The sequence below is a fragment of the Pseudomonas sp. LBUM1674 genome, assembly GCF_059695635.1.
In genome coordinates, this window is sequence record NZ_CP166779.1 from 6,149,244 (window position 1) to 6,164,818 (window position 15,575).

A 15,575-nucleotide genomic window follows, 5' to 3' on the forward strand; every position below is an offset into this window, starting at 1 on the left:
AAGCCCATGACGCATCATGGGCTTTTTTATGTCTGGAATACACCGCTCCTACAGGGGGGTGAGTTCCAGGGTCAGGTCGGCGTACCGCCGGGCATAATCGGGTGCCAGGGCGCGAATTTGCGCATCGGCTGCGTTCAACAACGCTTTACTCGCCACCCGCAAAAAATTCAAATTCCCGCCAGCCAGTGCCTTGTGCAACCAATCCATAGCTTCTTCGATGTTCCCCTCGTCAGCCAGCACAGCGGCATAACTGAACTGTCCGCGAAAGTCCCCACCGATCGCCGAGCGTCGATACCAGGCGCGTGCGGCCTGCGGATCTGCCGGGCAGACCTGCCCTTCCTCCAGGTATCGACCGAGCAGGTTCATAGACTTTGCGTGGCCGAGTTCTGCGGCGCGGTGATAGAGATTCAGCGCTTGCTGCTGATCCTCAATCACACCACGCCCGGTCGCCAGCAGGTTGGCGAAGTTGTACATCGCCCAATCCAGTCCGGCGTCTGCCGCGATTCGGTAATGCCGTGCGGCAATCGATGCATTCGCGGCACACCCCCAACCATGCTCATGGCACCGGCCGAGCATGTTGCGCGCCATCAGGTGCCCGCCGTTGGCGGCGATCTCAAACCAGCGCACCGCCAGTGGTTGATCCCGCTCGATGCCCTGCCCGTCCAGCAGGATCTGCCCAAGCAAGGCCTGGGCGTCGAGCACACCTTCACGGGCAGCGATCAGAATTGCCTGAGCCGCGCGAGCGGGGCTTTCATTGAGCATGGCCTTGAGCTGATCGCCGTCGAGCACTTCTTCGCGGCGCAAATGAAAATTCATACCTCGGCCCAGCGGCGCAACAGGTTGTGGTAAGTGCCGGTCAGGCGGATCAGCGCAGGATGGTCCGGCATGTCTTGCGTCAACTGCTGGATCGCCCCGTCCATCTCGAACAGCAAGGCGCGCTGGCTGTCTTCGCGAACCAGGCTTTGGGTCCAGAAGAACGAGGCAAAGCGCGTACCGCGGGTGACGGCATTGACCTTGTGCAGGCTGGTGCCGGGGTACAGGACCATATCGCCGGCGGGCAGCTTCACCCGTTGGGTGCCGAAGGTGTCCTGGATTTCCAGCTCGCCGCCGTCATAGTCGTCGGGCTCACTGAAAAACAGCGTCGCCGACAGATCGGTGCGAACCCGCTCGATGCTGTTCTTTGGCTGGCGCACGGCGTTGTCGACATGAAAGTCGAAACTGCCACCGGCCGTGTAACAGTTCAGTAACGGCGGAAAGACCTTGTGCGGTAGCGCGGCCGACATGAACAGCGGATTTTTCCACAGCCGCTCCAGCATCGCCGCGCCCACTTCCTTGGCCAGTGGGTGCCCTTCAGGCAGCTGCAGATTGTGCTTGGCTTTTGCTGACTGATAACCGGCAGTGATCTTGCCATCCGCCCAATCGGCCTGTTCCAGAGCCTCGCGGATGCGCCGCACTTCTTCTTTAGCGAACAAGCCGGGAATGTGCAGCAGCATGGGGAAGCACCTGAAGGCAAAAGGATGGCAATGGTATTGATTCTTATTGCCCGTGTAAAACCCTGGCGACGAATGAAACATCAAAAACCGTAAGGTTAAATTGTAAAGAATGTAAATTCAGTGCGAATAGTAATATTTCGCAATTGATACGAATACCTGTTTACCCTATATTCCGCGGCCTCAAATCCTTGGGGAGGGGAATGCTCATGTCACGCCAACACTCACAATTACCGGTCAGTTCACCGCGTTTGCTCGCGTCTGCAATTGGCGTGGCGATCACTGCCGGCTCCGCTGGCCATATGGTTTTCGCTGCTGAGAAGACCGACGAGAAAGCGCCGAACAATGCGATTTCCCTAGAGGCTACCGCCATTACCGGCGAGGCTCAGGACGCGACTTCCTACCAGGTCGAGAAAGCCTCCTCGCCCAAGTACACCGCGCCGCTGGTAGACACCCCCCGCTCGGTCACCGTCATCCCGCAACAAGTCCTCAAGGACACCGGCGCCCTCAACATGCAGGACGCGCTGCGCACGGTCCCTGGCATCACCTTCGGTGCCGGTGAAGGCGGCAACCCCCAGGGTGACCGTCCATTCATTCGTGGCTTCGATGCCCAGGGCGATACCTACCTGGACGGCGTGCGCGACACCGGTTCGCAGAGCCGCGAGATCTTCGCCGTCGAGTCGATTGAAGTCAGCAAAGGCCCGAACTCGGCCATTGGCGGCCGTGGCGCTGCCGGCGGCAGCATCAACCTGGTCAGCAAGAAAGCACACCTGGGCGACTCGCTCGACGGTGGTTTCACCTGGGGCTCGGACCAGACCCAGCGCTACACCTTCGACGGCAACTACCAGTTCACCGACACCGCCGCCGGCCGTCTGAACCTGATGAGCCACGAAAGCAACGTCGCCGGCCGGGACAAGGTCGATTACGACCGTTGGGGCATCGCGCCATCGCTGGCGTTCGGCCTGGGCACCGACACTCGCGTGAACCTCGATTACTACCACCTGGAAAGTAACGACACGCCGGATTCCGGCATTCCGTACACCATTCCTGCCGGCCTTGCTGCCGCCCGCACCAAGTCCAATCCGGACAAGCCTTACGCCGGTGGCGATGACAGCAACTTCTACGGTCTGGAACGCGATTTCCGCAAGGGCCGCACCGACACCGCGACCTTCGCCATCGAGCACGATCTGAACGACGCGCTGACGGTCAAGAACACCCTGCGCCATGGCAGCAGCATGCAGGATTACATCCTGACCCAGCCGGATGACAGCAAGGGCAACGTCAACAACGGCAGCGTCTGGCGTCGCGCCAATACCCGTGTCAGCAACACCGAGACCACCACCAACCAGACTGATCTGTTTGGTGACTTCTACATCGCCGGCTTCAAGAACAGCTTTGCCACCGGTATCGAGTTGAGCCACGAGGACAGCGAAAAATCCTCGTACAACGTCAACACCGACACCACGCCACTGACACCAACGACGCCTGCGACTCCATCAGGTACCAACTGCACCCCGGCCCTGATCGGCGCGCCGAGCGGCTACAACTGCACCTCGCTGTCCAGTCCGAACCCGAACGACCCGTGGAACGGTGCGATTTCGCGCAACTACGCCGGCACCGACACTTCCAGCACCACCCGTGCGCTGTACGTGTTCGATACCCTGGAGTTGTCCAAGCAATGGCTGGTGAACATGGGCCTGCGTTACGACCATTTCGACACCAAGTACAAAACCTACACAGCGGCCGGCAACACCACGTCCAAGGGCGACGACACCAGCGAATTCGTCACCGGTCAGTTCGGCGTGGTCTACAAGCCGGCTGAAAACGGCAGCATTTATGCCTCGTATGCCACTTCCGCCACGCCACCGGGCAACACCCTGGGTGAAGGTCAGGAAGGCAACCCGCTGGGCGGCACTCCGGATCGCAATGGCAACCTGCTGAGCAGCGACATGGAGCCGGAAACCACCAAGAACTACGAAATCGGCACCAAGTGGGACCTGCTGAACGATCGTCTGTCCCTGACCGCCGATATCTTCCGCACCGAGAAAGACAACGCCCGGGTACAAGTCGACACCACATCCTTTGAAAACGCCGGCAAAACCCGCGTTCAAGGTGTCGAACTGTCGGCCACCGGCAAGATCACCGACAAATGGCAAGTCTTCGCCGGTTATGCCTACATGGACAGCGAGCAAATCGATGGGGGTGACCTGCCGGCAAACAAAGCCAACAACGGCAACCAACTGCCTAACACGCCGAAAAACAGCGCCAGCCTCTGGACGACCTACCAGGTCACGCCGAAGCTGACCATCGGTGGCGGCGCGTTCTACGTCGACGACGTATTCGGCAGCGTGGCCAACACCACCATGGTGGATGACTATGTACGCTACGACGCCATGGTGGCCTACAAGCTGACCAAAAACGTCGATCTGCAGCTGAACGTGCAAAACCTGACCGACGAAACCTACTACGACAAGGCGTTCTCGACCCACTTCGCCAACCAGGCGGCAGGCCGTACCGCGTTGCTGAGCACCAACTTCCACTTCTGATAGAGGTGTGAAATTCCACGCCTGTGGGAGCGAGCCTTTGTGGCGAGGGGGCTTGCCCCCGTTGGACTGCGCAGCAGTCCCATTTTTTGGGGCCGCTTCGCGACCCAACGGGGGCAAGCCCCCTCGCCACAAAGGCTCGCTCCCACCACAGGAGTGGTTGGCGAATAGCCTGGGCCCCGTTCATCCAGATGAACGGGGCCTTTGTGCGTAAAAAAGAATGCTTCTCGACAACCCACGGCATAATGCGCGCCGTGATGATTATTTTCGAACGAACAAGGCGAGCGACGTGTTGAAGAAAACCCTGTTCCAGTTGCACTGGTTTTTCGGCATCAGCGCCGGGCTGGTCCTGGCCCTGATGGGCATCACCGGGGCGACGGTATCGTTTCAGGATGAAATCCTGAGCGTGCTGAACCCGACCGTGTTGCAGGTCGAGAAGCAGGTCGCCGGCGTCCTGCCACCCGCCGAGCTGGTGGAAAAAATCGAAGGCGCCTCGGGCAAGAAAGTCGCGATGATCTGGGTCGAGACTGACAGCGGCAATGCCGCGCGGGTGTCCTTTACCCCGCCGCCGGGCGAACGCCGTGGCGAGATGCGCTACTTCAACCCGTACACCGCCGAATCCATGGGCGACGTCACCGGCCAGGACTTCTTCGGCTTCATGCTGCAACTGCACCGCTTCCTCGCCATGGGCGATACCGGCCGGCAGATCACCGGCGCCTGCACGCTGATCCTGGTGTTCTTCTGCCTGTCCGGTCTCTACCTGCGGTGGCCGCGCCAGTGGAACAGCTGGCGTGCCTGGCTGACCCTCGACTGGAAGAAAAAAGGTCGCAGCTTCAATTGGGATTTGCACTCGGTGGCGGGCACCTGGTGCCTGGTGTTCTACCTCCTGGCGGCGCTGACCGGGTTGTCCTGGTCCTATGAGTGGTACAACAAGGGCCTGACCCGGCTGCTTTCCGATTCGCCGCAGAATGAGCGCGTTCGGGGTGGTCGTGGTCCTGCGCCAGCGGGTCCGGCGCCGACGGCCGATTATGCGGCCATGTGGAGCAGCATCTACAGCGCTGCAGGGCCGAACCTGGCCGCCTACAACATTCGTATGCCGCCCGTGGCCGGGCAACCGGCGACCGTGTTTTACCTGCTGGACACCTCGCCGCACGATCGTGCGTTGAACCAGATCACCCTCGACCCTGCCACCGGCATCGTCAAACGGCATGACCGTTACAGCGACAAAAGCCTCAAGGCGCAATTGCTGACCAGCATCTACGCGCTGCATGTCGGCAGCTATTTCGGCATTGTCGGGCGGATCATCCTGACGATCAGCGCGCTGACCATGCCGTTGTTCTTTGTCACGGGCTGGTTGCTTTACCTCGATCGTCGACGCAAGAAAAAGCAGATCAAGGATGCCCGCAAAGGCCTCGCACAATCGGGCAGCAACGCGCCAGCCTGGTTGATCGGCTTCGCCAGCCAGAGCGGGTTTGCCGAGCAATTGGCGTGGCAGACCGCCGGGCAATTGCAGGCCGCCGGCCTGCCGGTAAAGGTTCAGCCACTGGCGGATGTCAGCGAGCAGGATCTGCGCGATTCCAGCAACGCGCTGTTCGTGGTCAGCACTTTCGGCGACGGCGAAGCGCCGGACAGCGCCCGGGGCTTCGAACGCAAGGTGCTGGGCCAGGCGACGAGCCTGGAGCGCCTTAACTATGCGGTGCTCGGTCTCGGTGATCGGCAGTACCAACACTTCTGCGGTTTCGCCCGACGCTTGCACACCTGGCTGGGCGAGCACGGCGGCAAGACCCTGTTCGCCCCGGTGGAAGTCGACAGCGGCGACCCTTACGCCTTGCGTCACTGGCAGCAGCAACTCGGCCTGGTGACCGGACAGGCGCCCGTGGACACCTGGCAAGCGCCCGGCTATGACCACTGGACCCTGATCCGCCGGGATTTGCTCAACCCTGACAGCAGCGGCTCGGGCGTGTACTTGTTGGGCCTCACCGCCCCTACCACCAGCAGCTGGCTGGCCGGTGACCTGGTGGAAGTACTGCCGCGCAATTGCCCGTGGGCGATCGAGCACTTCCTCGATGGCCTGGGCATTGACGGTCGAGCCACGGTGACGCTCGATGACCTGTCGCAACCGCTGGAGCAAGCCCTCGCCAGCCGACAGTTGCCCGAGAACCGGGCCCATCTTGTCGGCCTGCACGCGCAAGCGCTGGTGGACGCCCTGGTGCCGTTGGCCATGCGCGAATACTCCATCGCTTCGATTGCCGCCGATGGCGTACTGGAACTGATCGTGCGCCAGGAACTGCATCCCGACGGCAGTCTCGGCATCGGCTCCGGCTGGCTGACCGAACACGTGCCGGTGGGCAGCACCATCAGCCTGCGGGTACGACGCAACAGCGGTTTCCATCTGCCGACCGAGCCGGTGCCCATGATTTTGCTGGGCAACGGTACCGGGCTGGCCGGGCTGCGCAGTCTGCTCAAGGCGCGGATTGCCGAGGGGCAGCAACGTCATTGGCTGTTGTTCGGCGAGCGCAATCGCGAGCACGACTACCTGTGCCGCGATGAGCTTGAAGAATGGCTGATTTCGGGTGATCTGGAGCGATTGGACCTGGCGTTCTCGCGGGACCAGGCCGAGAAGATCTATGTGCAGGATCGCCTGCGCGAGTCGGCCGCGGAACTGAAGAAATGGCTGGCGGATGGCGCGGTCATTTACATCTGCGGCAGCTTGCAGGGGATGGCTTCAGGGGTGGATCACGTGCTCAACGAGCTGCTCGGAATCGAAGCGGTCGACCGCCTGATCGAGCAAGGCCGCTACCGCCGCGACGTCTACTGACCAGCCACAGTCCTTGTGGGAGCGAGCTTGCTCGCGATGACGGCTTAACATTCAACAACTATGGTGACTGTTACACCGCTATCGCGAGCAAGCTCGCTCCCACATTGATCGGGTGTCGGCTTGCCGATTCTTCTCAAACCGGCTGCAGTTTCTGCTCAAATACGCTCACCCCATCCAGATCCCGCAACACCACGTGCATCTCCCCCGTCTGCCCATCGATATTCACCTCGCCAAAAAACTGAAAACCGGCAAACGGTGAAGCGTTCTGCGAGGGTGGCGCCTTCTCGAACACCACTTCAGGGCCAAAGGTTTTGTCCAGTGGATCAGGGCCGAAGCTCCCCGCATTCAACGGCCCGGCGACAAACTCCCAGAACGGCTCGAAGTCCTGAAACGCCGCACGATCCGGATGGTAGTGATGGGCCGCGCAGTAATGCACATCCGCCGTCAGCCAGACGAAATTACGCACCTGCTGCGCCCGCAGGAAACCCAGCAACTCGGCAATTTCCAGTTCACGCCCCTGAGCCGGTCCCGGATCACCGTTGGCCACGGCTTCCCAGCGTGCCACGCCTGGGCGAACTTCACCGTCAGAGACACCGAGGCCAATCGGCATGTCGGCGGCGATGACTTTCCACTGGGCACTGGAGCCTTTCAATTCGCGCTTGAGCCAATCCAGTTGTTCACGTCCAAGGAAGGGTTTGGCGGCGCCAAGGTTGTCGTCGTTCGCCCCACGATAACTGCGCATGTCGAGTACGAACACATCGAGCAACGGGCCGTAACCGAGCTTGCGATAAATCCGCCCACTGCCATCAGCGCCCCGCCATCGCATCGGCGCATATTCGAGCCAGGCCTGGCGTCCGCGACTCACCAGGCTGTGGATATCTTTATTCTTGTAACGCTGATCCAGCTGCTTGCCCGGCGACCAGTTGTTCACCACTTCGTGGTCGTCCCACTGCCAGATCTGCGGCACTTCGGCGTTGAAGCGACGGATGTTTTCATCCATCAGGTTGTAGCGGTAATTGCCGCGATAGTCGTCGAGGGTCTCGGCTACTTTGCTCTTGGCTTCGCTGGTGAGATTGCGCCATACACGCCCACTCTCGGTAATAAGCTGCGCCGGTACCGGGCCATCGGCGTAGATGGAGTCGCCGCTGTGGATAAAAAAGTCCGGCAGGCGCAGTCGCATGGCGTCATAGATGCGCATGCCGCCGATGTCCGGGTTGATGCCGAACCCCTGACCGACGGTGTCGCCACTCCAGACGAAGCGGATGTCGCGGCGAGTCTGAGGCACACTCCGCAGGTGACCGAACCAGGGTTCGCTGGCGACCCCGCTCCGGGCATCTTCGAAATACACCCGATAGAAAATCGCCTGGTCGGCGGGCAGGCCGCTGAGTTCGACCCGGGCGGTGAAATCGGTGCGGGCATCGGCCAATGGCGAGACGAATCGACGGGGGTTGCTGAACAGGCTGCGAGTGTCCCACTCCACCACCATCCGCGCCGGACGGTCGCTGCGGCTCCAGACCATCGCCCGGTCGCCCAGCAGGTCGCCGGACTGCACGCCATCGGTGAGTTGCGGACGATCCTTGACCGAGGCGATCACCGCCGGCGCGAGGCCGGGAAGCAACAGCCCGGCACCGACGGCTTGCATGACACGACGGCGACCGGGGTCGAATTCGCTCATGGGGTTCTCCCTTTAAAAGGAAAACTAAAGCATGTATGCATGACGCTGGTGTGAAATGCGATCCCTGTGGGAGCGAGCTTGCTCGCGATAGCGGCGTAACAGTCACTATTTTTGTTGAATGTTAAACCGTCATCGCGAGCAAGCTCGCTCCCACAAGGGTCAGGTGTCAGGCGCTGACGGGCTCTATGGCCAACTCCACCACTTCAGGCCGCTTGAGCAGTGCATACGCCACCGCCGTCAGCAGACTCCCGGCCACAATCGCCAGCAGATACAACAAGGCATGATTGATCGCATTCGGAATCGCCAACACAAACAACCCACCGTGGGGCGCCATGAGTTTGCAGCCGAAGTACATCGACAACGCACCGGTCAGCGCCCCCCCGGCAATGCTCGCCGGGATCACCCGCAACGGGTCTTTCGCGGCAAACGGAATCGCGCCTTCGGAGATAAAGCACAGCCCCAACACCAGCGCCGCTTTACCGGCCTCGCGTTCAGTCTGGGCGAACTTGCGCCGGGCGATGAACGTGGCGATACCGAGACCGATCGGTGGCACCATGCCGGCGGCCATGGTCGCGGCCATCGGTGCATAACTCTGTGACGCCAGCAGCCCCACCGAGAAGGCGTAAGCGGCCTTGTTGATCGGTCCGCCGAGGTCGACGCACATCATGCCGCCGAGCAACACACCGAGCAGGATCGCGTTGGTGGTGCCCATGCTGTCGAGGAAGTGCGTGAGCCCGGTGAGCATCCCGGCCACCGGTTTGCCGACCACGTAGATCATCACCAGACCGGTGAACAGGCTCGCCAGCAACGGGATGATCAGGATCGGCTTCAGCGCTTCGAGACTTTGCGGCAATCGCGCATAGCGATTGATCGCCTGCGCCGCATAACCGGCGATGAAGCCGGCGATGATCCCGCCGATAAAACCGGCGCCGAGGGTGCTGGCCAGCAGACCACCGATCATCCCCGGTGCCAGGCCGGGACGGTCGGCGATCGAGTAGGCGATATAACCCGCCAGCAACGGCACCATCAGCTTGAACGCGGTCTCGCCACCGATCTGCATCAGGGCGGCCGCGAGCGTGCCCTCCTCCTTGAACGCGGTGATGCCGAACACGAACGACAAGGCGATCATCAAGCCGCCCGCCACCACCATCGGCAGCATGAACGACACCCCGGTCAGCAGGTGTTTATAGACGCCGGTCTTCTCTTGCTTGACCGGACCTTGGCCACCGAGCGCGGCAGTTTCCTGCTTGCCTTCGGCCAGTGCCTTGTTCAGCGTCGCTTCGGCTTGCTTGAGGGCAATGCCGGTGCCGCAACGGTAAATCTTCTTGCCGGCGAAACGCTCGGTGGCGACTTCGATGTCCGCCGCCAGCAACACCACATCGGCATCGGCAATGGCGGCGGCGCTCAACGGATTGCGCGCGCCGACCGAACCCTGGGTTTCCACTTGCAGCTCGTAACCCAGGCGCTTGGCCGCTTGCTGCAAGGCTTCGGCGGCCATGAAGGTATGCGCGACGCCGGTCGGGCAGGCGGTCACGGCCACCAGCCGCGGTGCGTTTTTAACCACGGCAGCAGGCTCGGCGACCGCTTCGGGGGCGACGTAAACCTCGGCTTCTTCAGCACCGCGGCGCAGCACCGCTTCGACATCCTGCAGGGCCTGGGCCGGCGTGCTCTGGAACACTCGCTTGCCGACGAATCGCGACAGGTCCACCGGGGCGCTGGTCACCAGCAGCACCCACTCGGCGGCTTCGATCGTGGCCGCCGACAATTGACGTTCCGGATGCGCGGCATCGGCGACTTCGACGCTGGTGCTCCAGCCCTGACGCTGGGCCGCGGCATCGAGCAACCGGGCGCACAGCACACTGGTGACCATGCCGTTCGGGCAGGCCGTGACAATGGCTAACTTCATGACTATCCCTCTTATTGTTCTGTCAGGGGGCGTATGCGCACACCCTGTTCGAGCCGTGCCAATTGCGCGACGTCGCCGATGCCGAAGCCGATCTGGGTGACCGCCATCGCGGCAATCGCCGTGGCGGTGCGCAGGGTCTGTTCAGGGGTGTCGGCGCTGAGCAAACCATGGAGCATGCCGGCCAATAACGAATCGCCGGCCCCCACCGTGCTGACAACGCTGACCTTGGGCGGCGTGGCATGCATGGCAGACCCGACACTGAACCAGTTCACACCCTCTGCCCCGTGAGAAATCACCACATGTTCGATGCCCTGAGCGTGCAAGCGGCTAGCGGCTTCGGCCTGGGCAGCGACCGAAACCACTTCGCAACCCAGTACATCGGCCAACTCTTCGGTGTTGGGCTTGATCAGCCACGGAGCGGCCTTGAGTCCGGCACGCAAGGCTTCACCGCTGGAGTCCAGCGCCACGTTCAGCCCGAGGTTTTTCAACCGCACAATCAACGCCTGCAGCCACTCGGGGCTGATGCCTTGGGGCAGGCTGCCGGCAACGACGACTGCATCATGACCGGGAGCCAATTGGTCCAGTCGATCGAGCAATGCCTGCTGCGCCGCTTCACTGACCAGGGGGCCGGGACCATTGATATCGGTAATGCGCCCATCGCTTTCCGCCAGTTTGATGTTGCTGCGAGTTTCGCCGGGGACGCGAATGAAGGCGTCGACAAAACCGCGCTTGGCGAACAGGGCTTCGAACGCCTGGAGATTGTCCTCGCCGAGAAAACCGCTGACCGTGAGCTGATGCCCAAGATCCGCCAGCACCTGCGCCACGTTCACTCCCTTGCCGGCGGCGTGGGTGTGCATCTCGTCGCTGCGATTCACCTGGCCGGGTTCCAGGCGCGGCAACTGGACGGTGAGGTCCAGCGCCGGATTGAGGGTCAGGGTCAAGATCTTGGCCATTACAGGGCCTCCACTAATGCGCGCACTTCATTCGCGCTGCCGACGGCCAGGGCCTGCCGGGCAAGGGTTTGAGTCTGGGTCAGGCTGAGTTCGCGGATGCGCGCCTTGACTTCGGCAATGCTGCGGCCCGACACGCTGAGCTCATCCACACCCAGTCCGACCAGCACCGGCACCGCCAGCGGGTCGGCCGCCAGCTCGCCGCACACGCCGACCCACTTGCCATGGGCATGGGCTGCACGCACGGTGATGTCGATCAGTTGCAGCACAGCCGGGTGCAAGCCGTCAGCCTGGGCCGACAAGGTTGGATGGCCACGGTCGATGGCCAGGGTGTATTGGGTCAGGTCGTTGGTGCCGACGCTGAAGAAGTCGACTTCCTTGGCCAGCACCGGCGCCAGCAAGGCCGCCGATGGCACTTCGATCATGATCCCCAGTTGCAGATCGGCCACGGGGATTTCCAGGCGCAGGCGTTCAGTCATGTCCCGTGCCTGACGCCACTCATCGACGCTACCGACCATGGGGAACATGATGCGCAGCGGGCGGTTATCCGCCGCACGGAGCAAGGCGCGCAATTGCGCCTCCATGATGTGCGGGCGTTGCAGGGTCAGACGAATGCCGCGCACGCCCAGGAACGGGTTTTCCTCTTTGGCGATCGGCCAATACGGCAGCGGTTTATCGCCACCGACGTCAAGGGTCCGCACCACCAACGGTCGACCGGCGAGGCCATCGAGGACGCGGCGGTATTCGACTTCCTGGGTCGCTTCGTCCGGCGCTTGCGAGTGGGCCATGAAAATCAGTTCGGTGCGCAGCAGGCCAATGCCTTCTGCACCCTGCTCCACCGCACTGATGACGCCGGCGCTTTCGCCGATGTTGGCGAATACTTCCACGGCGTGGCCGTCGGTGGTCAATGCCGGTTGATGACGTTGTTCGGCGGCGGCCTTCAGGCGTTGCTCGCGGGTGTCACGTTCTTCGGTGGCGCGCTGCAAGGTTGCAGCGTCGGCGTCCACGTGCAGGCGACCGCGTTGGCCATCGAGCAGCAACGGCGTACCCGGCGCCAGCAGCAACACCGCCGCTCCCGCGCCAACCAACGCCGGAATACCCAGCGCCCGGGCGACGATTGCGCTGTGAGCGGTGGCACCGCCACGGGCGGTGAGAATGCCGGCGACGCGAGTCGGGTCGAGACGGGCAACGTCCGACGGACCGACTTCATCCATCACCAGAATGTACGGTTGCTCGGGCTCGCTCGGGGTTTCGACACCACAGAGTTGCGCCAGCACCCGACGACCGATATCGCGCAAGTCGGCGGCACGTTCGGCGAGCAAGGCATCCTGCAACGATTCCTGCTGTTTGGCAGCCGCTTCAATCACCGCCATCCACGCCGCTTCCGCGCTTTCGCCTTGCTTGAGGCGGTTGTCGACGTCATCGGTCAATTCCGGGTCGTCGAGCATTTCCTGGTGGGTGATGAAGATCTCGCGAATCGCCTTGGATTTGCTGCGCTCGATCAGGCCTTCGATGTCGCGACGCACATCAGTCAGCGCCTGCTTGAGCCGCTCACGCTCGACGGGGGCGGACTCTCCGCGCAACGGGTAATCGATGATTTGCAGCACTTGAATATGCGCCGGGCCGATGGCGATGCCCGGTGCCGCGGCGATGGCCTGAACCAGGCTGCCGGACTTGGGCGCGAGCAACACTTCGGCGATCTCGGTGAGCACTTCGCGTTGTTGGCTCACGGCAGGCAGCGGCTCTACTTCTTCGCCCAGGCCTTCTTCGATGGCCGCCAGTAACGCCGGCAAGGCATCGGCGGCAATGCTCGGTTCGGCGACGAATTCCAGTACCTGGCCGCGACGGGCGCCGAGACTGAGCAGCTTGCTCAAGCTCTTCACCGACACCGCGCTGTCCTGGCCATCGACGATGCGCACACGAATTTCGCCTTCGAAACTTTTCGCCAACTGCGCGAGGATTTTCGCCGGGCGCGCATGCAGTCCGTGGGCATTGGCCAGAGCGATGCGGGCGCTCGGCCAGTCCTCTGGCAGTTCGCCACCGAGCACCTCGAGGACTTTGCGGCTGCTGGTGGCGCGGCCCAATTCATGGCCACGGCCTTCGATCAACAATGCACAAAGCCGCTCCAGCAACGCCTGGTGGGCTTCACCGAGGCTGGCCAGGCAGAACAGACCGCTCAACGGCTGGCCGAGATAGCGCATCGGCTTGTCCGGGGTGACGAAGGCCAGGCCCGGACGCTTGACCGTCTGCTCACTGTGCAACCACCACAGGCCGTCGCCCAGCGGCAACGCTTCGACCTGCTGCAGCACCGCGGAAAAACCATTGCTCACGCAGTCGGCCTGACGCAATAAACGCGCACCGCGCCAGACCAGCTCTTCGAAATCATCGGCAGACACGCCGAGGCCGATCATCTGTGCATCCAGCGCCAGCTCTTGCGGCGCGCCTTGCAGCAGTTTCAGCAAGGCTTCGGCGGTACTGGCGCGGCGCAGAGCCTGACCCAGATCGGTCTCACCGAGGGCCCGGGTCAGCAGTTGCAACAAGCGCAGGTGCTCGTCGGATTTGGCGGCAATACCGATCGCCAGGTAAACGATCTGACCGTCGCCCCAATCCACGCCCTCGGGAAATTGCATCAACCGCACGCCGGTGGAAAACACCTGGTCGCGGGTTTCCGGGGTACCGTGGGGGATGGCAATACCTTGACCGAGAAAGGTCGAGCCCTGGACTTCACGCGCCTGCAAACCGGCGAGATAACCCTCATCCACCAGACCATCGGCGACCAGGTGCTGGGCCAGCAAGTGCAACGCTGCGGACTTATCCACAGCCGACTGGCCCATGGAAATCTGCTCTATGGTGAGCTCGAGCATGCTTTCTCCTTTTTGGTGCCTGAGCACCAGGTATTGTTTTGAATGATTCCAGCTTAGGCGCTTGGTACGACTTTTTCAGAAGCGTTCTTTTCAGAAGCAGTCCTTTTCAGGAGCAGTCTGGCAGTTTCGCGGCAGAACCGGCCAAAGGCGCCTTAAACGTAGAAAATACGCTTGCTGAAACGTTTAATCTAGAATGATTCGCACGTTACTCGATAATGACTCATCCTTGAAGCCCAACTTGTCGGATGCGTTGAGCCATGGGTCGTCTGCCTGAATCGGTTAGGATTGGCGAAAATGTCGCGGCAAGCTCGAAAAAACAAGGAAATCCCGGGTTGAAACTCAGTGATATTGCACAGTTGGCCGGTGTGTCCGTTACCACCGCCAGTTATGTCATCAATGGCAAGGCCGAACAGCAACGCATCAGCAGTGCCACCGTCGAACGCGTACGCGCGGTCGTCGAGCAACATGGCTTCACGCCCAATCCCCAGGCCGCCGGACTGCGTAGTCGGCACACCCGTACCCTGGGTTTCATTCTGCCGGACCTGGAAAACCCCAGTTACGCGCGGATCGCCAAACTGCTGGAACAAGGCGCACGGGCGCGCGGCTACCAGTTGTTGATCGCCAGCTCCGACGATGCGCCGGACAGCGAACGGCAGTTGCTGCAACTGTTCCGCGCCCGGCGCTGCGATGCACTGATCGTCGCCAGCTGCCTGCCGGCCGGTGATGACAGTTATCGTCAGTTGCAAGCCAAGGGCATTCCGATCATCGCAATTGACCGGGTGATGGAGCCTGAGCATTTCTGCTCGGTGATCAGTGACGACCGCGAGGCCAGCCTGCAACTCACGCGCAGCCTGCTTGAGCCGTTGCCCAAGCAGATCGCGCTGATCGGCGCCCGCCCGGAACTGAGCATCAGCCAGGAGCGTGCGGCCGGTTTCAAAGAGGCGTTGGCCGGGTTTGACGGCGAAATCCTGATCGAACACGGCGAGTCCTTCAGCCGCGAGTGTGGCAAACAGTTGATGGACGAATTGCTCCAGCGCCTGGGCCATTTGCCGGATGCCCTGGTGACCACGTCCTATGTACTGCTGCAGGGCGTGTTCGATGCCTTGCACGATTTCCCGCTGAAGTCCCGCCCGCTACGCCTCGGTACCTTTGGCGACACGCAGTTGCTGGACTTCCTGCCATTGCCGGTCAATGCCATGGCCCAACAGCATCAACTGATTGCCGACAAGGCCTTGGCGCTGGCACTGGCCGCCATCGAGCAATCCGATTACCAACCCGGCGTGCAGGCCATCGCGCGGACCTTCAAGCAGCGTATTCGTCAGGACTGAA

9 protein-coding genes are annotated in these 15,575 nt (G+C 62.0%); 3 read left to right on the forward strand and 6 right to left on the reverse strand.

Translation table 11 applies throughout. The features are described from left to right. Positions 1 to 48: 48 nt before the first annotated feature. Positions 49 to 816, reverse strand: a complete 768-nt coding sequence (locus ACA067_RS28230) for a tetratricopeptide repeat protein (RefSeq protein ID WP_497459476.1) — start codon at positions 814 to 816, stop codon at positions 49 to 51. Then, a complete protein-coding gene (locus tag ACA067_RS28235) occupies positions 813 to 1,493 on the reverse strand; it encodes a Fe2+-dependent dioxygenase (RefSeq protein ID WP_497459477.1) in 681 nt (226 codons plus the stop codon). Before ACA067_RS28235 ends, ACA067_RS28230 begins: the two co-directional genes overlap by 4 nt. A 206-nt stretch (positions 1,494 to 1,699) precedes the next feature. Between ACA067_RS28235 and ACA067_RS28240 the strand changes: the two genes are divergently transcribed. After that, positions 1,700 to 4,036: a TonB-dependent receptor gene (locus ACA067_RS28240; protein ID WP_497459478.1), complete on the forward strand. Its 2,337-nt coding sequence runs from the start codon at positions 1,700 to 1,702 to the stop codon at positions 4,034 to 4,036. A 286-nt stretch (positions 4,037 to 4,322) separates the two neighbouring features. Next, a complete protein-coding gene (locus tag ACA067_RS28245) occupies positions 4,323 to 6,851 on the forward strand; it encodes a PepSY domain-containing protein (protein ID WP_497459479.1) in 2,529 nt (842 codons plus the stop codon). Between the two features lie 133 nt (positions 6,852 to 6,984). On the opposite strand, the gene ACA067_RS28250 is transcribed toward ACA067_RS28245, so the two are convergent. From ACA067_RS28250 to ptsP, 4 genes are all read right to left on the reverse strand, one after another. Continuing rightward, the gene (locus ACA067_RS28250) at positions 6,985 to 8,526 is read right to left on the reverse strand and encodes an alkaline phosphatase D family protein (RefSeq protein ID WP_497459480.1); all 1,542 of its coding nucleotides are present in this window, start codon (positions 8,524 to 8,526) and stop codon (positions 6,985 to 6,987) included. A gap of 166 nt (positions 8,527 to 8,692) precedes the next feature. Continuing rightward, positions 8,693 to 10,432, reverse strand: coding sequence for a PTS fructose-like transporter subunit IIB (locus tag ACA067_RS28255; protein ID WP_497459481.1), 1,740 nt, complete (start codon positions 10,430 to 10,432; stop codon positions 8,693 to 8,695). A gap of 11 nt (positions 10,433 to 10,443) precedes the next feature. Continuing rightward, positions 10,444 to 11,385: a 1-phosphofructokinase gene (gene pfkB / locus ACA067_RS28260; RefSeq protein WP_497459482.1), complete on the reverse strand. Its 942-nt coding sequence runs from the start codon at positions 11,383 to 11,385 to the stop codon at positions 10,444 to 10,446. Continuing rightward, complete coding sequence (gene ptsP / locus ACA067_RS28265; protein WP_497459483.1) at positions 11,385 to 14,246, reverse strand: phosphoenolpyruvate--protein phosphotransferase; 2,862 nt, start codon at positions 14,244 to 14,246, stop codon at positions 11,385 to 11,387. The genes pfkB and ptsP overlap by 1 nt, the downstream gene beginning before the upstream one ends. A gap of 332 nt (positions 14,247 to 14,578) precedes the next feature. Here ptsP and cra point away from each other — a divergent pair, with 332 nt between their 5' ends. Further along, positions 14,579 to 15,574, forward strand: a complete 996-nt coding sequence (gene cra, locus ACA067_RS28270; protein WP_497454106.1) for a catabolite repressor/activator — start codon at positions 14,579 to 14,581, stop codon at positions 15,572 to 15,574. Position 15,575: the final 1 nt, after the last annotated feature.